The sequence below is a fragment of the Streptomyces sp. NPDC054883 genome (assembly GCF_053610645.1).
Genome location: NZ_JBSGYT010000016.1, coordinates 25,851 through 46,364, shown reverse-complemented (window position 1 = coordinate 46,364; position 20,514 = coordinate 25,851). Strand labels below are relative to the sequence as shown.

The 20,514-nt window shown below is 74.2% G+C and carries 19 protein-coding genes and 7 tRNA genes; 16 read left to right on the top strand and 10 right to left on the bottom strand.

Features of this window, described 5'->3' with window-relative positions; all coding sequences use genetic code 11:
* The first annotated feature begins 89 nt into the window (after positions 1-89).
* The 5 genes from ACWGH1_RS14735 (at position 90) to ACWGH1_RS14715 (ending at position 7,816) form a co-directional block, all read left to right on the top strand.
* Entirely contained in the window at positions 90-770 is a 681-nt protein-coding gene (locus ACWGH1_RS14735) for a GNAT family N-acetyltransferase (RefSeq protein WP_453354601.1), read from the top strand.
* A gap of 76 nt (positions 771-846) precedes the next feature.
* Positions 847-2,079, top strand: coding sequence for a precorrin-6y C5,15-methyltransferase (decarboxylating) subunit CbiE (gene cbiE, locus ACWGH1_RS14730; RefSeq protein ID WP_453354600.1), 1,233 nt, complete (start codon positions 847-849; stop codon positions 2,077-2,079).
* A 230-nt stretch (positions 2,080-2,309) separates the two neighbouring features.
* Positions 2,310-5,519, top strand: coding sequence for a nicotinate-nucleotide--dimethylbenzimidazole phosphoribosyltransferase (gene cobT, locus ACWGH1_RS14725; protein ID WP_453408692.1), 3,210 nt, complete (start codon positions 2,310-2,312; stop codon positions 5,517-5,519).
* A 176-nt stretch (positions 5,520-5,695) separates the two neighbouring features.
* Positions 5,696-6,913, top strand: a complete 1,218-nt coding sequence (gene cobA, locus ACWGH1_RS14720; RefSeq protein ID WP_453355267.1) for a uroporphyrinogen-III C-methyltransferase — start codon at positions 5,696-5,698, stop codon at positions 6,911-6,913.
* A 63-nt stretch (positions 6,914-6,976) separates the two neighbouring features.
* A complete protein-coding gene (locus tag ACWGH1_RS14715) occupies positions 6,977-7,816 on the top strand; it encodes a TrmH family RNA methyltransferase (protein WP_453355268.1) in 840 nt (279 codons plus the stop codon).
* On the opposite strand, the gene ACWGH1_RS14710 is transcribed toward ACWGH1_RS14715, so the two are convergent.
* Positions 7,813-9,003: a serine/threonine-protein kinase gene (locus tag ACWGH1_RS14710; protein ID WP_453355269.1), complete on the bottom strand. Its 1,191-nt coding sequence runs from the start codon at positions 9,001-9,003 to the stop codon at positions 7,813-7,815. The two genes, ACWGH1_RS14715 and ACWGH1_RS14710, sit on opposite strands and share 4 nt — an antisense overlap.
* A 545-nt stretch (positions 9,004-9,548) precedes the next feature.
* Here ACWGH1_RS14710 and ACWGH1_RS14705 point away from each other — a divergent pair.
* Positions 9,549-9,734 carry a hypothetical protein gene (locus ACWGH1_RS14705; RefSeq protein WP_361318526.1) on the top strand — a complete coding sequence of 62 codons (186 nt, stop codon included), beginning with the start codon at positions 9,549-9,551 and terminating at the stop codon, positions 9,732-9,734.
* 213 nt (positions 9,735-9,947) lie between these two features.
* On the opposite strand, the gene ACWGH1_RS14700 is transcribed toward ACWGH1_RS14705, so the two are convergent.
* The 5 genes from ACWGH1_RS14700 to ACWGH1_RS14680 form a co-directional block, all read right to left on the bottom strand.
* A tRNA-Val gene (locus ACWGH1_RS14700) sits at positions 9,948-10,022 on the bottom strand.
* A gap of 50 nt (positions 10,023-10,072) precedes the next feature.
* Positions 10,073-10,144, bottom strand: a tRNA-Val gene (locus ACWGH1_RS14695).
* A gap of 20 nt (positions 10,145-10,164) precedes the next feature.
* Positions 10,165-10,236 (bottom strand) — tRNA-Val (locus ACWGH1_RS14690).
* Position 10,237: 1 nt separating this feature from the next.
* Positions 10,238-10,311, bottom strand: a tRNA-Cys gene (locus tag ACWGH1_RS14685).
* 38 nt (positions 10,312-10,349) lie between these two features.
* Positions 10,350-10,422, bottom strand: a tRNA-Gly gene (locus ACWGH1_RS14680).
* 179 nt (positions 10,423-10,601) lie between these two features.
* Between ACWGH1_RS14680 and ACWGH1_RS14675 the strand changes: the two genes are divergently transcribed.
* From ACWGH1_RS14675 to ACWGH1_RS14665, 3 genes are read left to right on the top strand one after another with little or no spacing between them, the layout of a single operon-like run.
* Entirely contained in the window at positions 10,602-11,696 is a 1,095-nt protein-coding gene (locus ACWGH1_RS14675; protein WP_453356192.1) for a chorismate-binding protein, read from the top strand.
* Positions 11,693-12,514: an aminotransferase class IV gene (locus ACWGH1_RS14670; RefSeq protein ID WP_453356193.1), complete on the top strand. Its 822-nt coding sequence runs from the start codon at positions 11,693-11,695 to the stop codon at positions 12,512-12,514. Before ACWGH1_RS14675 ends, ACWGH1_RS14670 begins: the two co-directional genes overlap by 4 nt.
* A 50-nt stretch (positions 12,515-12,564) precedes the next feature.
* Positions 12,565-13,389, top strand: a complete 825-nt coding sequence (locus tag ACWGH1_RS14665; protein WP_453356194.1) for a GNAT family N-acetyltransferase — start codon at positions 12,565-12,567, stop codon at positions 13,387-13,389.
* Between the two features lie 4 nt (positions 13,390-13,393).
* Here ACWGH1_RS14665 and ACWGH1_RS14660 read toward each other — a convergent pair whose 3' ends face one another.
* Positions 13,394-13,936, bottom strand: coding sequence for a DsbA family protein (locus ACWGH1_RS14660; RefSeq protein WP_453356195.1), 543 nt, complete (start codon positions 13,934-13,936; stop codon positions 13,394-13,396).
* Positions 13,937-14,122: 186 nt separating this feature from the next.
* Between ACWGH1_RS14660 and ACWGH1_RS14655 the strand changes: the two genes are divergently transcribed.
* Positions 14,123-14,569, top strand: coding sequence for a hypothetical protein (locus ACWGH1_RS14655; protein WP_453408691.1), 447 nt, complete (start codon positions 14,123-14,125; stop codon positions 14,567-14,569).
* 242 nt (positions 14,570-14,811) lie between these two features.
* On the opposite strand, the gene ACWGH1_RS14650 is transcribed toward ACWGH1_RS14655, so the two are convergent.
* Both ACWGH1_RS14650 and ACWGH1_RS14645 read right to left on the bottom strand, forming a co-directional pair.
* The gene (locus ACWGH1_RS14650) at positions 14,812-15,432 is read right to left on the bottom strand and encodes a CGNR zinc finger domain-containing protein (RefSeq protein ID WP_453357431.1); all 621 of its coding nucleotides are present in this window, start codon (positions 15,430-15,432) and stop codon (positions 14,812-14,814) included.
* Positions 15,433-15,685: 253 nt separating this feature from the next.
* The gene (locus tag ACWGH1_RS14645; RefSeq protein WP_030011909.1) at positions 15,686-16,099 is read right to left on the bottom strand and encodes an SsgA family sporulation/cell division regulator; all 414 of its coding nucleotides are present in this window, start codon (positions 16,097-16,099) and stop codon (positions 15,686-15,688) included.
* Between the two features lie 188 nt (positions 16,100-16,287).
* Between ACWGH1_RS14645 and ACWGH1_RS14640 the strand changes: the two genes are divergently transcribed.
* The 4 genes from ACWGH1_RS14640 to ACWGH1_RS14625 all read left to right on the top strand — a co-directional run bounded on the left by ACWGH1_RS14640 (position 16,288) and on the right by ACWGH1_RS14625 (position 17,657).
* Entirely contained in the window at positions 16,288-16,725 is a 438-nt protein-coding gene (locus tag ACWGH1_RS14640; protein ID WP_453357432.1) for a TIGR02611 family protein, read from the top strand.
* Between the two features lie 55 nt (positions 16,726-16,780).
* Positions 16,781-16,852 (top strand) — tRNA-Val (locus ACWGH1_RS14635).
* A 218-nt stretch (positions 16,853-17,070) separates the two neighbouring features.
* Positions 17,071-17,547, top strand: a complete 477-nt coding sequence (locus ACWGH1_RS14630; protein ID WP_453408690.1) for an SRPBCC family protein — start codon at positions 17,071-17,073, stop codon at positions 17,545-17,547.
* Positions 17,548-17,585: 38 nt separating this feature from the next.
* Positions 17,586-17,657, top strand: a tRNA-Val gene (locus tag ACWGH1_RS14625).
* A 74-nt stretch (positions 17,658-17,731) separates the two neighbouring features.
* Here ACWGH1_RS14625 and ACWGH1_RS14620 read toward each other — a convergent pair.
* A complete protein-coding gene (locus ACWGH1_RS14620; RefSeq protein WP_453408689.1) occupies positions 17,732-18,457 on the bottom strand; it encodes an exonuclease domain-containing protein in 726 nt (241 codons plus the stop codon).
* Positions 18,458-18,668: 211 nt separating this feature from the next.
* Between ACWGH1_RS14620 and ACWGH1_RS14615 the strand changes: the two genes are divergently transcribed.
* Together ACWGH1_RS14615 and ACWGH1_RS14610 are read left to right on the top strand one after the other, a co-directional pair.
* Entirely contained in the window at positions 18,669-19,259 is a 591-nt protein-coding gene (locus ACWGH1_RS14615; protein WP_453355535.1) for a DUF4365 domain-containing protein, read from the top strand.
* Positions 19,259-20,479 carry a hypothetical protein gene (locus tag ACWGH1_RS14610; RefSeq protein WP_453355536.1) on the top strand — a complete coding sequence of 407 codons (1,221 nt, stop codon included), beginning with the start codon at positions 19,259-19,261 and terminating at the stop codon, positions 20,477-20,479. The genes ACWGH1_RS14615 and ACWGH1_RS14610 overlap by 1 nt, the downstream gene beginning before the upstream one ends.
* Positions 20,480-20,514 lie beyond the last annotated feature (35 nt).

Sequence of the window (20,514 nt, the reverse complement as noted above, 5' to 3'; positions counted from 1 at the left end):
ACTCCGATGCTGCATGCTGTGGCCTACGACCCGCACGAACGGTCCTCCCGCACCACGGTCGCACCACGGTCTCAGGCATGGAGCTGCGCATGACTACCACCTTCCCGGACGTCACCATCAGCACGGACCGGCTGGTGCTGCGCCCCTTCGAGGAAGAGGACGTCACCGCGCTCGCCGAGATGATGAACGACGAGCAGGTCATCGCGTGGACCTCCGCCCCCCACCCCTACACCCGGGCCGACGCCCACGACTGGGCCACCCGGCGCTCGCACGCCGAACGCACCGAGGGGCGCGGCATCGTCCTCGCCGTCACCGAGTTCCTCACCCACCGCCTCGTCGGCGCCGTGCACCTGCGCAACACCGACTGGCGCACCCGTACCACCGAGGCCGGCTACCTCACCGCCCCCTGGGCCCGCGGTGAGGGCTACGCCAGCGAGTCCGTCCGCGCGGTCGCCCAGTGGCTCTTCAGCGACCGCCGCTTCGAGCGCCTCGAACTGCGCACCGCCGCCGACAACACCGCTTCCCAGCAAGTGGCCCAGAAGATCGGCTGCATCAGCGAGGGCGTCCTGCGCAACGCGTGCATAGTGCGCACCCAGACGGCGGACGGCAGCTGGACCGAGACCCGCAGCGACCTCATCGTGTGGGGCCTCGTGCCCGAAGACCTCGACGACACCGAGGGCTACGACGAGTACCCCGGCTACGGGGAGCGCTACGAGTTCCGGGAGCGGGCCGACGTGAGCGGCCACACCGTCGGCGCCGACCGGAACTGACCCGACCAGGTAGTCTCACCGTGCCCGCCCCACCCGACGAAGCTTCGCCTGCCCCCACCCCAGGAGACTGACGACGATGGCCGACCGGGTCACGGTGATCGGCTGGGACGGCTCCGCGCTGACCGCGGCCGCCCGGTCCGCGCTCTCGGCCGCCACCTTGGTGGCCGGCGCCGCCCACCACCTCGCACTGCCCGAGGTCCCGCCCACCGCCGAACGCATCCGCCTCGGCAGCCTCGGCCTCGCCGCCCGCCGGATCGCCGGCCACCGCGGCACCGCCGTCGTGTTCGCCGACGGCGACCCCGGCTTCTTCGGAGTCGTACGCACCCTGCGCGCCCCCGAGTACGGCCTCGAAGTCGAGGTGGTCCCCGCCGTCTCCTCCGTCGCCGCCGCCTTCGCCCGCGCCGGGATGCCGTGGGACGACGCCCAGGTGGTCGTCGCCCACCCGCGGACCCTGCGCCGGGCCGTCAACGTCTGCCGCGCCCACGCCAAGGTCGCCGTCCTCACCTCGCCCGGTGCCGGCCCCGCCGAACTCGCCCTGCTGCTCGGCCCGGTCCACCGCACCTTCGTGATCTGCGAGGAACTGGGCACCACCCGGGAACGGGTCACCGTCCTCACCTCCGACAAGGCGGCCGACCACGCCTGGCGCGACCCCAACGTGGTCATCGTCATCGGCGGCCAGGCCCCCGCCGCCGCCGAACCGGCCTGGCTGCTCGGCCAGAACCCCGCCCGCACCGCCGAACGCGGCTGGGCCCGGCCCCGGCCCGGCACCGGCGAAGGCGAGTCGGCCCCGCTGCGCGCCGCCCAGCTCGCCCGACTCGGCCCGCGCCCCGGCGACCTGGTCTGGGACATCGGCGCCGGCTCCGGCGCACTCGCCGTGGACGCCGCCGCGTTCGGCGCCGCCGTCATCGCCGTCGAAGCCGACCCGGGCGCCTGCGAACGCGTAACCGCCCTCGCCCGTACGCGTGGAGTTCAGGTCCAGGTCGTTGCCGGCCGCGCCCCCGTCGTACTCGAAGACCTGCCCGAACCCGACGTCGTGCGCGTCGGCGGCGGGGGAGCCCCGGTGGTCTCGGCCGTCGCCGACCGCCGGCCCGAACGGATCGTCAGCCACGCCTCCACCCGCGACGAGGCCGAGGCCATCGGCCGCGTGCTCACCGAACACGGGTACGCCGTCGAGTGCGCGCTGCTCCAGTCCGTCGGACTCGACACGCGCACCTGGGACGAACAGGACCGTTCCGTCGTGTTCCTGCTGGCAGCCGAACGGCCCCGGACCGCCCGGACGGGACCCGACGCCGCCCCCGGGGTAGGCTGACCGATCGTCGTACTGCCCTGGCAGGACGCGGGACGTGGCGCAGTCCACAGCGGACCGTGCAGCTTTATGGCCCACACGGCGGCTGACGAGCGCGACAATGCTCAGTAGTTGTTGTGCAGGCGCACCTGAGGCGAACGCGGCTCACGGCAACCCCGCACGGCAACTCCGCGCGGCGGCCCAGTGGGCGACCGGGCGATCGAAGAGGCAACACCGATGGGCGAGGGGTACGCATGACTGACACCGGCCAGGTCCCGGGCGAGGGTCACCCGGACAACGCGGGCATGGTGGATCAGCAGGGCATCCCCGCTCAGGGCGCGCCCCTTCCCCCCGTCCCCCCGCAGGCCCCCGCGGGCTACGCCTTCCAGGACCTGGTGGACGACTCCACCGAGGCCGAGGACGAGGAACTCCTGCTCATGCCGAGCGGCCAGGGCGCGTGGAGCGACCCGCAGCCCGTCCCGCCGGCCCCCGCCTTCCCCGTCGAGCCGTCGCAGGCGTACCCCGAGTACCCGCAGCCGCTCTACACCGAGCACACCGGCGGCTACACCGAGCCCTCGTACGCCGAGGGCGCGGCCGCGGGCAGCGGCTACCCCGGTTACCCCGACGCCGGTTACCCCGCGCCCCCGCAGCCGGGCTTCCCCGAGGCCGCCCAGCCCGAGCCCGGGTACAGCGCCGGCGCGCACGAGACGGGCGGCCGGGACTCCGGGGCGCTCGACCTCGGCGGCCTCGTGGTCCCGCCGCCGGCCGCCGCGCCGGTGGCCCCCGCCGCCACGGCCCGGCGCCCGCTGCACATGGGGCCGGCCGTACCGGAGGCCGGGGGAGTCGTACGGTCGCTCGCGGACCGGGGCCCGGCCACCGCGCCGGTGACGCCGATCCCCGTGCGCAGGTCCGGGCCGCCCACCACGGGCCCGGAGTACCTTGACGTCCCGCAGCAGCCGGAGGAGGCCGCCGAGGCCGCCGCCGTACCGGCCCCGCCGCAGCCGCAGCCGGCCGAGGCGCCGCCGCAGGCCGGGACCCCGTGGGCGGCGGAGCCGGTGGCCGAGGCCGCCGCCCCGGCGCCCGTGCCCGTCGTCGAACCGGAGCCGCAGCCGCAGCCGGTCGAGCCCGCCCCGGAGCCGGTCGCGGAGCCCGCCCCCGAGCCGGTCGCGGAGGCCGCCCCGGAGCCGGTCGCGGAGCCGGCCGCCGCGGTGGAACCCGAGGCCGCGCCGGAGCCGCCCGCCGTGCCCGTAGCCGTGCCCGAGCCCGTCGCCGTGCCCGAGCCCGTAGCGGTCACCGAACCCGCGCCCGTCGCCGCCGAGGCGGAGCCCGTCGCGGCCGTCGAGCCCGCGCAGGTGGAGGCCGTCCCGCAGCCCGAGCCGCAGCCGGAGCCCGCCCCGGTCCCGGTGGCCGCCGTGGAGCCCGAGGCCGTGCCGGTCGCCCCGCAGCCCGCCGAGGCACCGGTCACCGAGGCACCCGTCACCGAGGCACCCGTCACCGAGGCACCCGTCACCGAGGCACCCGTCGCTGGGGAAGCCGCTGCCGCCCCGGCCCAGCCGGAGCCGCTCGCCGCCGAGGCCGCGCCCGCGGAACCCGCCGCCGCCCAGGTACCGCAGCCCACCGCGGCGGCGCCCGCCGAGCCCCTCCCGGCCGTGGACGAAGCCCCCGCAGAAGCCGAGGCCGAAGCCGCCGAGGCCCCCGAGTTCCTCGCACCCGCCCCCGCCTCCGCCCCCGGCGAACCGGCCCCCGCCTACGCCGAAGCCGACCGCGAGGCCATCCAGCGCGTCATGCGCGAGCGCCGCGACATCCGCAAGGGCTTCCGCCCCGACCCGATCCCGCACGACGTCCTGCTGCGCGTCCTCGAAGCCGCGCACACCGCGCCCAGCGTCGGCCACTCCCAGCCCTGGGACTTCGTCGTCATCCGTTCGGCCGAGACCCGCCGGACCATGCACGAACTCGCCCAGCGCCAGCGCGAGGCCTACGCGAAGTCGCTGCCCAAGGGCCGGGCGAAGCAGTTCAAGGAACTCAAGATCGAGGCCATCCTCGACACCCCGGTGAACATCGTCGTCACCGCCGACCCCACCCGCGGCGGCCGGCACACCCTCGGCCGGCACACCCAGCCGCAGATGGCCCCGTACTCCTCGGCCCTCGCCGTCGAGAACCTCTGGCTCGCCGCGCGCGCCGAAGGCATCGGTGTCGGCTGGGTCAGCTTCTTCGACGAGCGCGAGATGGTGCGCGAGCTCGGACTGCCCGAGCACCTCGAAGTCGTCGCGTACCTGTGCGTCGGGTACGTCGACGAGTTCCCGGACGAACCCGAGCTGGCGCAGGCCGGCTGGTCCCAGCGCCGGCCGCTGGCCTGGGTCGTCCACGAGGAGACGTACGGGCGCCGCGCGCTGCCCGGCGAGGAACCGCACGACCTGCTCTCCGAGACGGTCGCCGGCATCCGCCCGCTCGACGCGAAGGCGCTCGGCGAGGCCTGGGAGCGGCAGAAGCGGATGACGAAGCCGGCCGGCGCGCTCGGCATGCTGGAGATCATCTCCGCCCAGCTGGCGGGCCTGTCCCGGGTCTGCCCGCCGCCGATCCCCGAGCCGGCCGCCGTCGCGATCTTCGCCGGTGACCACGGGGTGCACGCCCAGGGCGTGACCCCCTGGCCCCAGGAGGTCACCACCCAGATGGTGGCCAACTTCCTGGGCGGCGGAGCCGTCTGCAACGCCTTCGCCAACCAGGTGGGCGCCGAGGTCTGCGTGATCGACGTCGGCGTCGCCGGTGACCTCCCGGCCACGCCCGGCCTGCTTCCGCGCAAGGTCCGCCCCGGCACGGCCGACCTCTCGACCGGTCCGGCGATGACCCGGGAGGAAGCGGTCCAGGCCATCGAAGTGGGCATCGAAACCGCCCGCGACCTGGTCGCGGCGGGCAACAAGGCCCTGCTCACGGGCGAGATGGGCATCGCGAACACCACGGTCTCGGCCGCGTTGATCTCGGTGTTCACCGGAGTGGACCCGGCCGAGGTCACCGGCCGGGGCACCGGCATCAACGACGAGACGCACGCCCGCAAGGTCGAGGTGGTCCGCCGCGCCCTGGAACTCCACCAGCCGGACCCGGCCGACCCGATCGGCGTCCTCGCGGCCATCGGCGGCCTGGAGCACGCGGCGATCGTGGGCCTCCTGCTCGGCGGCGCCTCCCTGCGCACACCGGTGATCCTGGACGGCGTCAGCGCGGGCGCGGCCGCCCTCGTCGCCCGGGCCATCGCCCCCGAGTCCCTGTCGGCGTGCATCGCGGGCCACCGCAGCGCCGAGCCGGGCCACGTCGCGGCCCTGAACAAGCTCGGCCTGCGCCCCCTGGTCGACCTCGACCTCCGGCTCGGCGAGGGCACGGGCGCCCTCCTGGCCCTCCCGCTGGTGCAGAGCGCGGCCCGCGCCATGCACGAGGTCGCCACCTTCGACTCGGCCGGAGTCACCGAGAAGTAGCCGCGGGCCACCGCCGCGAGAGCGGGCGCGGACAGCAGAGCGCCTGCCCTCGCAGCGGTGCGACCGCCGGGTCGTATCGTGGACCCGCACACCCGAAAACCGCACGTCACCCCGGACCAGCCGCTCCAGCGCAGCAGCGGCCGTAGACACACCGCCGTATCAGGAGCCGCACCGCCATGGCCGAACACCCCGCGTACCCCGTCGGTCTGCGCCTCGCCGGCCGCCGCGTCGTCGTCATCGGCGGCGGCCAGGTCGCCCAGCGCCGGCTGCCCGCGCTGATCGCGGCCGGGGCCGACGTCCTGCTCGTCTCGCCCTCGGCCACCCCCTCCGTGGACGCCATGGCCGAGACCGGGGAGATCCGCTGGGAGCGCCGCCGCTACGAGGACGGCGACCTGGCCGGTGCCTGGTACGCGCTGATCGCCACCCAGAACCGCGAGGCCAACGACCGGGCCTCCGCCGAGGCCGAGCGCGAGCGGGTGTGGTGCGTGCGCGCCGACGACGCCTCCGCCGCCACCGCCTGGACGCCCGCAACCGGCCGCGTCGACGGCGTCACCGTGGCCGTGCTGACCGGCAACGACCCGCGCCGCTCCGCCGCCGTCCGCGACGCCGTGGTGGAGGGGCTGCGGGACGGCTCCCTCGTCTCCGCCCGTCGGCGCGGCCACACCCCGGGCGTGGCCCTGGTCGGCGGCGGCCCCGGCGACCCCGACCTGATCACCGTGCGCGGCCGGCGCCTGCTCGCCGAGGCGGACGTGGTCATCGCCGACCGGCTCGGCCCGCGCGACCTCCTCGACGAACTCCCGCCCCACGTCGAGGTGATCGACGCGGCGAAGATCCCGTACGGCCGTTTCATGGCCCAGGAGGCCATCAACAACGCCCTGATCGAGCACGCCAAGGCCGGCAAGGCCGTGGTCCGGCTCAAGGGCGGGGACCCGTACGTCTTCGGCCGCGGCATGGAGGAGCTCCAGGCCCTCGCGGAGGCCGGCATCCCCTGCACCGTCGTCCCGGGCATCTCCAGCTCCATCTCGGTGCCCGGCGCGGCCGGCATCCCGGTCACCCACCGGGGCGTCGCGCACGAGTTCACCGTCGTCAGCGGTCACGTCGGCCCCGACGACCCGCGCTCCCTCGTGGACTGGGCCTCGCTCGCCAAGCTGACCGGCACCCTCGTCATCCTGATGGGCGTCGACAAGATCGGCCTGATCGCCGAGGCCCTGGTCCGGCACGGCCGTCCCGCCGACACCCCGGTCGCCGTCGTCCAGGAAGGCACCACCGCGACACAGCGCCGCGTGGACGCCACCTTGGCCACGGTCGGCGAGACGGTGCGCGCGCAGGAGGTCCGCCCGCCGGCCGTCATCGTCATCGGCGCCGTCGTCGCGGTCAACGCCCCGACGGCCTGAAGACCTTCGCCGGCGCCTGACCGGGCCGTTGGCACCAAACCCAGGACAAGGCAGTATCACCCTGTGGCTGATCTCATCACCGTCGACGACCCCGACGACCCGCGCCTGCGCGACTACACGGGCCTGACCGACGTCGAACTGCGGCGCAGGCGCGAACCCGCCGAAGGGCTCTTCATCGCCGAGGGCGAGAAGGTCATCAGACGTGCCAAGGACGCCGGCTACGAGATGCGCTCGATGCTGCTCTCCGCCAAGTGGGTCGACGTCATGCGCGACGTCATCGACGAGCTGCCCGCCCCGGTCTACGCCGTCACCCCCGAGCTCGCCGAACGGGTCACCGGCTACCACGTGCACCGCGGCGCCCTGGCGTCGATGCAGCGCAAGCCCCTCCCGGCGCCGGACGAACTGCTGGCCGACGAGGCCGCCGGCCGCCGGATCGGCGTCTTCGAGGGCTTCGTCGACCACGCCAACCTGGGCGCGGCCTTCCGCAGCGCGGCGGCGCTCGGCATCAGCGCGATACTGCTCTCCCCGGACTGCGCGGACCCCCTGTACCGGCGCGCCATCAAGGTCTCGATGGGATCGGTGTTCTCCGTCCCCTACGCCCGCCTGGAGCAGTGGCCGGCCGACCTGGAGAAGGTCCGCGAGGCCGGCTACCGGCTCCTCGCCATGACGCCCAGCCCCAAGGCGACCCCCCTGGACCAGGTTCCGCCGGAGCGCTTCGAGCGCTCGGCGATCATGCTCGGCTCCGAGGGCCACGGCCTGTCGACGTACGCCCTGCGGGCCGCCGACGAATGGGTCCGGATCCCCATGGCCGAGGGCATCGACTCCCTGAACGTGGCCGCGGCCTCGGCGGTGGCCTTCTACGCGACCCGGCCGCCGGTGGCTCCGGCCCCGGACGGCATCTAGAGCTTCTGCGCGGCGGCGATGCCCAGCGCGACGATCAGCGTCACCACGACGAACACGATCAGCCGCTGCCGCATCAGCTTCGGGTCGGGCCGCGACGGGCGGCGGCCGGTGCCGGTCGTCCGCGGCGCCGGGCGGCCGCCGCTGCGCCCTGCGGTCGAGCCCGGGTTGCGGGGCGACGAGGGCCGCGAGTGCGGGCCGCTGTGCGGGCCCTGCGGCCGCGGGGTGGCGCCACTGCCACCGCCCGCGCCGCCGCCTCCGGTACGCCGCTCCGTGCGCTGGTCGGGGTACTGCTCGGTCAGCCGCCCCGTGGGCCGCTCGGTACGGGCGCGCTGCGCCGGCGGCCGCACCTCGCCCAGCCCCTGCGCCTCGCGGGCCGCGATCTCCTTGAGCCGCATCGACAGCTGGAGCGTGCTCGGCCGGTCCTCGGGATCCTTGGCCAGACAGGCCCGGACGAGGGGCGCGAGGGCGTCCGGCACCCCCTGCAAGTGGGGCTCCTCGTGCACCACGCGGTACAGCATGACCTCGGAACTGCCGTGGCCGAAGGGCGAGTCGGCGGTCGCGGCGTAGGCGAGGGTGGCCCCGAGGGCGAACACGTCGGTCGCGGGGGTCACCGCGGCGCCGCGCACCTGTTCGGGGGCGAGGAACCCGGGTGAGCCGACCGCCGTACCCACATGGGTGAGCGTGCTCGCCCCGGTGGCCCAGGCGATCCCGAAGTCGATGATCCGCGGGCCCTTGGGGGAGAGCAGGATGTTCGAGGGCTTGAGGTCGCGGTGGACGACCCCGGCTTCGTGCACGGCCACCAGGCCCTCCGACAGCGCGGCGCCGATCGCGGCGATCTGCGCGGCGGTCAGCGGGCCCTCCTCGGCCACCTTGTCGTGCAGGGAGGGGCCGGGCACGTACTGCGTCGCGAACCAGGGCCGCTCGGCCTCCAGGTCGGCGGCGACCAGCCGGGCCGTACAGCCCCCGCGGATCCGCCGCGCCGCGGACACCTCACGGGCGAAGCGCGAGCGGAACTCCTGGTCCTCCGCCAGGTCCGGCCGGATCACCTTCAGGGCGACCCGCTGCCCGCGCCGGTCGGACCCCAGGTAGACGACGCCCATGCCACCGGCCCCGAGCCGCCGGTGCAGCCTGAACGAGCCGACGACACGCGGGTCCTCGCGCCGGAGCCGCATCATCGCCATGTCCACCCCGCTGCCCGGTCGTCCTGTTGACGTGCCACAGCTTACGGACCATCCGGCACGAGCGCTCAGAGGCCGCGCCCTCGCCGGGACAATCGATCGTCAGTGCGGGGCACGCCACTTGAGGGTGGCTCAGCTGTTTCGGCAGGTGCCCGGCCGCACCCGCCGGATACCGCCAAACGGCCCGCACGCCAAGGCGATTGGCCCCTCGGCCGGTCCCCGCGGCGGCCGCCGGGCGGGCGGCCGGACCCGCGGCGGCCGCACCGCGCGCGGACCCTTCGGAGGAAGACACGCGCGTGCGGGTAGTGACGGAAGTGAGCGAAGTCACTACCCTCCGGTATCCCTTCCGGGGAGACCCTCATGGCCGGCGGGCGATCTCCACCCAGGGGAGTACACGGGAGGCCGGTCCCTCATCCTCCCGGAGGCCCGGCAATGGGTACGAGGGCATGAGGCCAGGGGCCTTGCTCCCGCCTAGTGTTGAGAACAAGCGGCGGGCGGCACACTCGTCCCCCGAGGTCGGATGCCCGCCGCTGCCAGACGACAGGGAGAGGACCATGGCGGACTCCGCACGGCAGGGGCGCAAGGCATTCGCGTTCAACAGCCACGAGTCCGGTACGCGCCATCCACTGGTGGCGGCGGCCATGGTGCTCCCCCTGGCCGTCCTCCTGCTCTTCCTCTTCGGAGGCTTCGAGCAGGTGGCGGCGCAGGCGTCGTCCGTGGGCGCGATGCTGGGGCGCTGAGCGGCGCTCCAGGCCCGGGAGAGCGGCCCGGGCCGGGACATCGCCCTGTCGAACCCCGTGGGGACGGGGGTGCGACGGACGGCAGGTGAAGGGTGCTGCCCGTACGACTGGGGAGTCGGACGGGCAGCACCCTTTTTCACGTTCCGCCCCGGCACGAGCGACGTCCGGCGGAACGCGAAAGCCCCGGCCGTGGAGACGGCCGGGGCTTTTCGGTGGTGCGCGATACTGGGATTGAACCAGTGACCTCTTCCGTGTCAGGGAAGCGCTCTCCCGCTGAGCTAATCGCGCGGGGCAACGGCTCGAAAGCCGCAGGTGGAGCAGGTGTTGCCGGTGCTGCGTGCGCGATACTGGGATTGAACCAGTGACCTCTTCCGTGTCAGGGAAGCGCTCTCCCGCTGAGCTAATCGCGCGGGTGGTCCTCGCGGACCAGTGGACGATACTGGGATTGAACCAGTGACCTCTTCCGTGTCAGGGAAGCGCTCTCCCGCTGAGCTAATCGTCCTTGGAGGTGGAGACGGGATTTGAACCCGTGTAGACGGCTTTGCAGGCCGTTGCCTCGCCTCTCGGCCACTCCACCAGGAGCTGCGGGGGTTCTCGGGAAGACCCCCCACTTCGAGCGGACGACGAGACTCGAACTCGCGACATCCACCTTGGCAAGGTGGTGCTCTACCAACTGAGCTACGTCCGCAGGTCGCCGTGTTCGCTCCGGGGTGTTCCCCTTCGCTCCCTGGCGACGTGTTGAACTCTAGCGGATTCCCGGGCCAGCTCAAAAACGCGTTTCCGCAGCGTGCTGCCGCTCGATCACCGCCGGTCACCCCGCCGTCACCTCTCCGGCGCCACGGCGTCACCGGTCATAGACTCGCAGCCGTGCACGACCTGCCTCCCCTGGCCCGCTTCGGCGGCCGCCTCGCGACCGATCTCCGCGACGTCACCAGCGACCCCTCCGCCCTCGACTCCACCGGCTTCTGGGCGGTGGCCGCGGACTTCGAGGGGCGCCTGGTGTGCGCGCGCTTCGGAGACGTACGCCCCGACCCGGTCCCCGCGCCCGTCCCCGGTGCCTGGTGCGGGCCCGCCGCCGACCAGTGGACCTCCTCGCTCGACCGGGCCGCGTACGTGGCCGGCGTACGCCGCGTCCGCGAGCACATCGCCCGCGGCGAGGTCTACCAGGCCAACCTCTGCCGCGTACTGTCCGCCCCGCTGCCCGACCCGGCCCGGGCCGACGTGGACGCGCTCACCGCCCTGCTCGCGCGCGGCAACCCCGCGCCCTACGCAGGAACGATTCGGCTGCCGGCCCACGGGGTCGAGATCGCCACCGCCTCCCCCGAGCTGTTCCTGCGCCGCGACGGCCGGCACGTGGAGTCCGGACCCATCAAGGGGACCGGCCGGACCGTCGCCGACCTGCTGCCCAAGGACCACGCCGAGAACGTGATGATCGTGGACCTCGTGCGCAACGACCTCGGCCGCGTCTGCGCCCCGGGCTCGGTCACCGTCCCCGAGCTGTGCGCCGTCGAGGAGCACCCCGGCCTGGTCCACCTCGTCTCGACCGTCAGCGGCGAGCTGGCCGACGCCGCCGGATGGCCCGAGCTGCTGGAGGCGGCCTTCCCGCCCGGCTCCGTCACGGGCGCCCCCAAGTCCTCGGCGCTGCGGATCATCGAGGCGCTGGAGACGGTCCCGCGCGGCCCTTACTGTGGCGGTATCGGGTGGGTCGACGCCGACCGGGGTACCGGCGAGCTCGCCGTCGGCATCCGCACCTTCTGGATCGACCGCGAGGTGCCGGGCGGCCCCCGCCTGCGGTTCGGCACCGGCGCCGGAATCACCTGGGGCTCCGATCCGGACCGGGAGTGGGCCGAGACCGAACTCAAGGCGGCCCGGCTCCTCGCGGTAGCGTCGGGAACGCACGAGACGCACGGGCCGCACGAGGCACACGGTGCGCATGGGCTGAGCGGAGGGACCGTACGGTGAGGATCTGGCTCAACGGAGCGCTGCGGGACGCGGACGCGGCGAAGGTGTCCGTACTGGACCACGGGCTGACCGTGGGCGACGGTCTCTTCGAGACGCTCAAGGCGCAGGACGGCACCGTGTTCGCGCTCACCCGCCACCTGGACCGGCTGACCCGCTCGGCCCGCGGTCTCGGGCTGCCCGACCCCGACCTCGACGAGGTGCGCCGGGCCTGCGCCGCCGTGCTGGAAGCCAACCCGATGCCGCTCGGCCGGCTCCGCATCACCTACACCGGCGGCGTGTCCCCGCTCGGCTCCGAGCGCGGACGGACCGGCCCCACCCTGGTCGTCGCGGTCGGCGAGACCACCCGGCGCCCCGACACCACCGCCGTGATCACCGTCCCCTGGGTCCGCAACGAGCGCTCGGCGCTGACCGGCCTGAAGACCACCTCGTACGCCGAGAACGTGGTCGCGCTCTCCCGGGCCCACGCGGCCGGAGCCTCGGAGGCCCTGTTCGCCAACACCGTGGGCCGGCTCTGCGAGGGGACCGGATCCAACGTGTTCGTCGTCCTCGACGGGGAGCTGCACACCCCGCCGCTCGCCTCCGGCTGCCTGGCGGGCATCACCCGGGCCCTCGTGGTGGAGTGGACCGGCGCCAAGGAGACCGACCTGCCGCTCGACGCACTGGAGCGTGCGGAGGAAGTCTTCCTCACCTCCACCCTGCGCGACGTCCAGGCGGTCCACCGGGTCGACGACCGCGTCCTGACGGCCGTCCCGGGGCCCGTCACGGCCAAGGCGATGCGGATCTTCGACGAGCGTGCGGGCTCCGACCTCGACCCGTAGACGCTCCGCGCGCCCTGTCGCGGCGGGCGCCCGGGGGGTAGAACTCGACGATGACCACCACACTGCGGCCGAGCGGGCCGCTCCGGGAAGGCGAGGGCGGCGCCCGGTCGCGCCCGTACGAGGTACGCGTCAACAGCAGGCGCGTCGGTGAGCTGCTGATCCGCGCCGGAACCGCGTTCGGACCGGCGGTCGGGGAGATCGGCGGCCTGGTCATCGACCCGCCGGACCGCCGCCGGGGCCGAGCCACCGTCGCCGCGCTCGCCGCCGAGGAGGTGCTGCGCGGCTGGGGCTGCCGACGGGTACGGATCTCGGTGCCCGCCGGGTCGGCCGGCGGACTGCGGCTGGCCGAGGCCCTCGGGTACACCGAGTACAGCCGCTACCTGGCGAAGCCGCTCCCGGCCGGGCCGCCCGCGCTGCCGGCCGGGGTCACGGCCCGCCCGATGACGGACGCCGAGTACGCGGCCTGGTCCGCCGAGTCGCCGGCCGGCTACGCCGCGGAACTGGCCGCGCGCGGGATGCCGGAGTGCGACGCCCGCGCGAGGGCGGTGGCCGACCACGCGGCCCGCTTCCCGGACGGCCGGGACACGGCGGGCGTCACCCTGGCCGTCCTGGAGGCGGCCGGCGCCCCCGTGGGCCACCTGTGGCTCGCCGCGCACGAGGAGGAGGCGTACGTCTTCCAGGTCGAGGTCGGCGAGGGCCACCGCGGCCGCGGCTACGGCCGCGCGCTGATGCTGCTCGCGGAACGCGAGGCGCTCGCCGCCGGCCACCGGACCCTCGCCCTCCAGGTGTTCAGCACCAACACCCCGGCGCTGCGCCTGTACGAGTCCCTCGGCTACCGGCCCACGGCGCTGAACTACGCCAAGGACCTGCTCTAGCCGCTCATCCCGCCAGCAGCCGGTCGGCGATCGCCTCGATGCGGGCGCGCAGACCCTGCTGGCTCTTGCCGCCGTCGAGCCGCTCGCCGCCGATCACGTACGTGGGGGTGCCGGTCACGCCGATCGCCTTGCCCTCGGCCTGGTCGGCGTCGACGATCAGGATGTGCCGCCCGTCGACCAGGGCGGTGTCGAACTCCTCCGCGTCCAGGCCCAGTTCCCGCGCCACGTCGAGCAGCACGGCTTCCCCGCGCTCGCCCAGCTCGGCGGTGCGGGCCAGTACTGCCTCCGCGTACGGCCAGCCCTGCCCCTGCTCCGCGGCCTCCTCGGCGGCCTGGGCCGCGGCGAAGGCGTGCTTGTGCTTCTCCAGCGGGAAGTGCCGCAGCACGATGTCCAGCCGGTCGCCGTAGCGGGCCCGCAGGGCGCGCACGTCGTCCAGGGCGCCGTGGCAGTCCGGGCACTGGAGCTCGCACCAGACCTCCAGGACGACGGGGGCGGCGGGTGCGGGTGCCGGAGCGGAAACGGAGTCGGGGGAGTGCGAATCGGTCATGCGCACAGTCTCCCAGCTGGTCCCGCGCCGCACCGACCGGGACCTGGGGAGGAGGCCGGACCCCGAGATGTCCCGGAGATCCGTCCGGGGACCGCGCTCGGCGTGGCCCCCGCGCCGGTGGCCGGTGCACGATGGACGGGGGCGGTCCGCCGCTCCTGCCCGACCCGCCGGCCCCTGGAGGACAGCATGCTCGCCGAGACCATTTGCTCCGCGGTGTCCGCGGCGGGCCTGGGTATCGCCGCGGTGACCGCGTACCGCAGGCGTTTCCTCGCCGCCACGCGCATCGCCGCCTACTCGCTGGTGCCGGTCGCGCTCGTGCTGACGGGCGTCGTCGAGTGGGTGTCGGGGATGGTGTTCAAGCCGTCCGTCTGGCTCGGCTTCGGCCTGCTGGGCCTCGCGTGGGTGCTGCTCCTGACCACCCGGGCCGTCGAGCGCCGTGCGCCCGGCCGGACCGGGCAGCCGAAGGAGCCCAAGGCGGCCGAGGGCCGCCCGGCCCGGGACGCCGTCGCCCCCGACGCTTCCGCGCCCTCCCTCGGCGCGGGGTCGCGGCCCCGGCCCGCGCCCGAGCGGGCCGCCGCCCCGGCGGACGACTTCTCCGACATCGAGGCGATCCTCAAGAAGCACGGCATCTGACCTGGCGGCCGCCGGGGCCGCCTCGCGCCGGCCCGGCGCTTCCGCCGCCCCGGCCCGCCCGTCACGGGAAAGGGAGAACTCCCCTCGCTCCGCTGGCGTGTTGAGGGGCGATTCCGCGCGCACTGGGCGATCATCGGCCCGACATGCCGGACACATCACCTGGTGAGCCGTCGGCTCACATCCCCGCCGAAGAAGCCCGCGGCTGCCTCTTCGCGCTGTCCCAGCCGCCCCTGATGATCTTTCTAACGGTGATCGGCACCCTGCTGCTGCTCGCTGCCGTACACGACCTCTTCCTGCTCTGAACCGTGCGCGTCCGCTTCCTTGCGGCGCGCCCGGTACGCGGCCACGTGCAGCCGGTTTCCGCAGGTCCGGCTGTCGCAGTAGCGGCGAGAGCGGTTGCGGGAGAGATCGACGAAGGCCCGTCGGCAATCCGGTGCCTCGCAGCGCCGCAGCCGCTCCTGTTCGCCGGATACCACGATGAACGCGAGCGCCATGCCGCCGTCCGCCGCCAGGTGGTCGCCCACCGAGGCGCCCGGCGCGAAGTAGTGCACGTGCCAGTCGTAGCCGTCGTGATCGGTCAGCCGGGGCGTGGTGCCGGCCGTGGCGACCAGCTCGTTGATCAGTGCGGCCGCCGCGCGGGGGTTCGGGGCGGCGAAGGTCTGCGCGAACTTCTCCCGGACGGTGCGCACCCCTGCGAGGTCGCGGGCGCCGAGCTCGCCCACGTCGCTGATCGCGTACTCCTGTACGAAACCGCGCAGCGCGCCCACGTCGGACAGCCCGTCGGGCCTGCCGGGTTCGGCCGCGGTGTTCACCAGCGCGACGACGACGTCGAGCGCGCGACGGGTGTCGTGGGGGATCTGCACGGGGTCTCCCTGGGGGCCGGGCCTGCGGCGATCCGTCTCTGCCGCGCTGGGGACCGACTCTAGCCGTCCCCGGCCGCCGCCGGGAGGTGCGACCGTCCCCGCGACGCACGGCGGCGCCGCCCCCGCGGTTGGCTTCCGCGAGAACAGCGCCGGCACTGCCGCATGTGGTTGTTCCTCCCGCACCGTCGCCCCGAGTCGGACGGTGTCGGGTGGTTCCCCCGGCCGCTGCCGGGAGGATCGCCCTCGTCCTGGCTCAGCTTTCGGCCAGGATGTGGGAGAGCTCCTTGTCCAGATCGAAGTGCCGGTGTTCGGTCCCGGGTGGGACCGCGGCGTCCGTCCGCTTGAGGAACGACTCAAGGGCTCGGGCGGGTGCTTCGAGCAGTGCTTCTCCCTCCGGAGAGCTCAGGGCGATGCAGACGACTCCCTGACCGTGGCTGCGGGACGGCCAGACGCGGACGTCGCCGGTGCCGGTGGGCCGGTGGAGACCCTCTGCGAGGAGGTCGCGGGCGAATACCCATTCGACCGTCTCCTCGGCGCCGGTGTGGAAGGTGGCGTGCACGGCGTAGGGATCGGCCGTGTCATACCGCAGGCCCGCGGGAACAGGCAGTGAGGACTCGCTCGACACAACGAGGCGCAGGTGCAGCTCGCAGCTGACCGTGGTGTTCATAAGCGCCAGGGCCTTTCGCTCAGTGTGCGCTCGGGGATTCGCACGTCGGCGAAATCGACATGCCACCTACGGTGGCGTTGTAAACCCCTCTGACCGTTTTGCGGACCTCTGGGTCCCTCGGACGGCGGATCCAAACGACCGATCACGTGTGCTTCCGGCCTGCGTTTCGGCTCCGGTAGATTCGACCCATGAATACGGGGAGTGACCGCGAGACCAGTGGGTCCGCGCACAACGGGACGGATCCGGAAGCCGAGCCGCACGTCTCGAAGGCGCCTGCCTTCGTCAAGGCCAACCGCACCCTGCACCTGAGCTGGCAGGTCGGGGTGTTCGTCGTCGGCCTGGCCGTCATCGCCGCCGGCATCGCGATGCTCGTCCTGCCGGGCCCGGGATGGGTCGCGATCTTCGCGGGTCTGTTCATCTGGGGGACCGAGTTCGCCTGGGCCCACGTCGTGCTGCGCTGGACGAAACGCAAGGTGTCCGAGGCGGCACAGAAGGCCATGGACCCGAGGGTCCGCCGCCGCAACCTCATCCTGACCGGCGTGGGACTCGCCGTGGCGGCCGCGCTGATCGGTGTCTACCTCTGGAAGTACGGCTTCATGCTGCCGTGGAACATCAAGGACCAGTGATCCGCCCCGATGGCGTAGAGCGCCGCTGACATGCGGTAATGTTTGCGGTGCGTCCGGGCGATTAGCTCAGTGGGAGAGCACTTCGTTCACACCGAAGGGGTCACTGGTTCGAACCCAGTATCGCCCACCGGATCGAAGGCCCGGAGACTCGAAACGAGTCTCCGGGCCTTCGTCGTACCCAGGGGCCTGGAAGGCGTTCTGGCGCCCTCGCGCCGCGCGGCCGGTCCCGAGGGGCAGGTGGACGGCCGCCGGGCCCGTACGGGGCCGGGGCTGGCCGCCTCGGCGGTGCTGGGGCAGCCGGCGCCCGGGCGGATGGCCCGTGCGGTGCGCGGGCAGGCTGGGAGCATGGACCTCAGCCCCCGCCACTTCCGGAGTCGCTTCCGTTTCCGCAGCGTGTGGGAGCTCGACGCCCCGCCGGCCCGCGTCTACCGGATGCTGGAGCAAGCCGGGGACTACCCCCGCTGGTGGCCCCAGGTCCGCCGCTTCGAATCCGCCGACGGGCGCACCGGCACCGCCGTCATCCGCTCCGTACTGCCCTACGCGCTGCGCGTCACCGCCACCGAACTGCTCCGCGATCCCGCCGGCGGCGTGCTGGAGGTCGCGCTGGGCGGGGACATCGAGGGCTGGGCGCGCTGGACCGTACGCCCGCGCGGGGCCCGGACGCGCGCCGTGTACGAGCAGGAGGCCGAGGTGCGCCGGCCGCTGATGCGCTGCCTCGCGGTGCCCGGGCGGCCCCTGCTGCGGCTCAACCACGCCCTCATGATGCGCGCCGGACGGCGGGCCCTCGCCGCGCGGCTGGCGGCCCCGCCGGAAGCGGTTTGAACAGAACCCCGGGGCTCTTGTATTGTTCAACCCGTTCCGGGCGATTAGCTCAGCGGGAGAGCACTTCGTTCACACCGAAGGGGTCACTGGTTCGATCCCAGTATCGCCCACCGGGACAGGCCGGTCCGTCACATGACGGACCGGCCTTCCGCGTTTCCACGGGCCGCGGGCCACGGGCCCGGAGCTACGCCGCGGCCGGGAGTTCCGGACGGAGCGGCCAGTGCGGGTCGACCGGTTCCGGGGTCCCCTGGCGGGCGAACCAGGCCTGCAGGCCCCGCGCCTGGGCCGCGTGCCACACCGCCTGCAGCGCGTGCAGTTCGGCCGGCGTCAGCCGCTCCAGCCGGCTCGCGAACCGGCGCCCGAGCGCCCGTACGACCTCCAGTGAGGCCAGCGCGTCCGCCGCCGCGTCGTGCGCGCCCTCCAGCTCTATCCCGTAGTGCGCGCACAGGTCACCCAGGGTCCGGCGGCCCTTGCGGTACCGGTCCAGGTGCTTGTCCAGCACCCGGGGGTCCAGCACCGTCAGCGGCCGGTCGTCCAGGTACCGCGCCAGCGACGACGCCCGGTGCCTGCGCAACTCCCGGTCCAGCAGCGTCAGGTCGAACGGCGCGTTCATCACCACCACCGGCCGGCCCGCCAGTTGCTGCTCCGCGAGCGAGCGGGCTATCTCCTCCACCACCGGCGCCGGCCACCGGCCGTTGCGCTGGAGGTGTTCGTCGGTCAGGCCGTGCACTTCCATGGCACCCCGGGGCACCGGGATGCCCGGATTGACCAGCCAGCGCGTGCTGCGGACCCGGCCGCCCGCGCACTCCTGCACGACGAGCGCGGCGGACACGATCCGGTCCTGCTCGACGTCCACCCCGGTCGTCTCGGTGTCGAATGCGGCCAGCGGTCCCTCGTACCAGCGTGTCATGGCGAACTCCTCGTCCCCGATCGGCAGATGGGGTGCGACGGGAACTCGCCACCCCCTTGCCCGAATCGGTGATACCCGGGCTGTTTGCCCCGTACTCCGTTTGCCGGACCTCCGCTCCGGAGACAACCTCCATGGGGGACCGCACACCTGATCGGCCGTCACCCCCACCACCCCTCACGAGGCAGAGCCCGGAAGGCATGGGGAGCCGGCCATGGCGCTCGCGCAGCCCGAACCGGGCGGGGTGCTGCGAGGGCGGATCGGACCCCGGACGGACGGGGGGACCGGACCGCTGCGCGGCTCACTCGCCACCACCGCCTGCATGGAGACCCTCCAGGTGGGATACCTGCACGCAGTCGCCGCCGCGGCCGGCTGCTCGCTGTCCCAGCCCTTTCCCGACAACGGCATCGACTGGCACGTCAGCCACGGTGCGGCCGAGCACGTCGTCGACGACGAGGTCACCATCAAGGTGCAGTTGAAGGCGACCTACCAGATACCGCCGCGGCCGGCCGGAGCCACCTTCGGCTTCACCCTCGACAACGAACACCTCGTGAAGCTGGCCCGCACACCGGTCGCCGTGCACAAGATCCTCGTGGTGATGCTCGTACCGCGGGAGCGCGGGGAGTGGCTGAGCGCCGGGCCCGACCGGCTCGACCTGCGCCATTGCTGCTACTGGACCAATCTCGCCGGGACCCCCGTGACCGGCAGGCGCCGGACCACCGTACGGATCCCCACCACACGGATCTTCGACGACCGGGCGCTCTGCGAGATCATGACCCGGGTCGGGTCGGGAGGGACACCCTGATGGACCGGAACGCACCACGTCTCGAACCGCTGTCGTCCCCGTCGCCGTACGCGGACCCGGCCCGCGGCGGGACACCGGACGCCGCGCACGTCGACCCGGCCGTGCTCGGCGCGCTCCTGCACCGGCACGGCTGGCTGCGGCGGGGCGGCGCCGCCGGGCGGTACGGGCGCTGGACCCCGCCGGGACAGGCGGGCACCAGCCTGCTCGTCCCCGAGAGCCGGACCTTCCCCGACTGCGCCGACCTCCTGGAGGAGGCACTGACCGCCCTCTCGCGCGGCGGGCTGCCCTCGGCGCGGGAGGTGCTCTTCGGGCTGAGCGTCCCGAGCGACGAGATCCACTGGGAGCGGGAGTTCCCCGAGGGCGCGTACGCGGACCCGCGCGCGGAGGCCTGGCCCGTGCAGGAGCAGCTGCGCGCGGCCGCCCGGCAGCTGCTGCTGGCCGGGGCGCTCGCCGCCCGCGCCCGGGCCGGGTACTACGGCGCGCGCCACCGCTCCCAGGCGGAGCGGGTCCTGGACGGGGTGCTGGTGGGGCCCTCGCCGGGCGGCCGCAGGCTGAGCGCGTACATCCCGGTGGACGGCGGGCGGGGGGTAGTGACCCGGCTGCACCACGCCCTGCACGCGGCGCGCGAAGCGGTGGACTACCGGCGGGCCACCGGCGGCATGGAGGCCTTCGACGCGGCGGTGCAGGCCGGGGTCAGCCGGGAGCTCGCGGACGCGCTGATCGCCCTCGTACGCGGTTCCGAGGGCGCCCGCGTCTCGCTGGCCTGGGCCCCGGCGGCGGGGGTGCCCGCGGGGTGCGCCGCCCGGCCCGAACCGGTGGAGTTCTCCCCGGGCGACCTGCCGGTGCTGCGGGAGGCGGCGGCCCGCTACACCCGGGACGAGCCGGCGGTCCCGGTGCGCCTGGCCGGGGCGGTGGTCCGGATGCGGCGCTCGGCCCCGGGGGGCGGCGGGACGGTCCGGCTGCGGGTGCTGGCGGGGGCGGAGGTGCCGTACGTACGGGTCAAGCTCGACGAGGAGGCGTACCGGGTGGCGGGGCACGCGCACCTGGTGGGCCTGCCGGTCCGGGTGAGCGGCCGGCTCCAGCGCCGGGGCGGCTTCCGCCGGCTGACCGACGCCACCGACGTCACTCCCGTCCCGCTGGACGAGGTGGAGCGGGACCGGCTGATGAAGTCGCTGGACGAGTCCTTCGACCCGGCGGACGTGCTGCCGTCCGACGACTAGAGCGGCTCGCTCCGTGCTTCCGGGCGAACGTGCCG

Coding starts and splice junctions, on each gene's coding strand:
- ACWGH1_RS14735 (WP_453354601.1), top strand. CDS start 90: ATGACTACCACCTTCCCGGACGTCACCATCAGCACGGACCGGCTGGTG.
- cbiE (WP_453354600.1), top strand. CDS start 847: ATGGCCGACCGGGTCACGGTGATCGGCTGGGACGGCTCCGCGCTGACC.
- cobT (WP_453408692.1), top strand. CDS start 2,310: ATGACTGACACCGGCCAGGTCCCGGGCGAGGGTCACCCGGACAACGCG.
- cobA (WP_453355267.1), top strand. CDS start 5,696: ATGGCCGAACACCCCGCGTACCCCGTCGGTCTGCGCCTCGCCGGCCGC.
- ACWGH1_RS14705 (WP_361318526.1), top strand. CDS start 9,549: ATGGCGGACTCCGCACGGCAGGGGCGCAAGGCATTCGCGTTCAACAGC.
- ACWGH1_RS14665 (WP_453356194.1), top strand. CDS start 12,565: ATGACCACCACACTGCGGCCGAGCGGGCCGCTCCGGGAAGGCGAGGGC.
- ACWGH1_RS14660 (WP_453356195.1), bottom strand. CDS start 13,936: ATGACCGATTCGCACTCCCCCGACTCCGTTTCCGCTCCGGCACCCGCA.
- ACWGH1_RS14655 (WP_453408691.1), top strand. CDS start 14,123: ATGCTCGCCGAGACCATTTGCTCCGCGGTGTCCGCGGCGGGCCTGGGT.
- ACWGH1_RS14645 (WP_030011909.1), bottom strand. CDS start 16,099: ATGAACACCACGGTCAGCTGCGAGCTGCACCTGCGCCTCGTTGTGTCG.
- ACWGH1_RS14640 (WP_453357432.1), top strand. CDS start 16,288: ATGAATACGGGGAGTGACCGCGAGACCAGTGGGTCCGCGCACAACGGG.
- ACWGH1_RS14630 (WP_453408690.1), top strand. CDS start 17,071: ATGGACCTCAGCCCCCGCCACTTCCGGAGTCGCTTCCGTTTCCGCAGC.
- ACWGH1_RS14620 (WP_453408689.1), bottom strand. CDS start 18,457: ATGACACGCTGGTACGAGGGACCGCTGGCCGCATTCGACACCGAGACG.
- ACWGH1_RS14615 (WP_453355535.1), top strand. CDS start 18,669: ATGGCGCTCGCGCAGCCCGAACCGGGCGGGGTGCTGCGAGGGCGGATC.
- ACWGH1_RS14610 (WP_453355536.1), top strand. CDS start 19,259: ATGGACCGGAACGCACCACGTCTCGAACCGCTGTCGTCCCCGTCGCCG.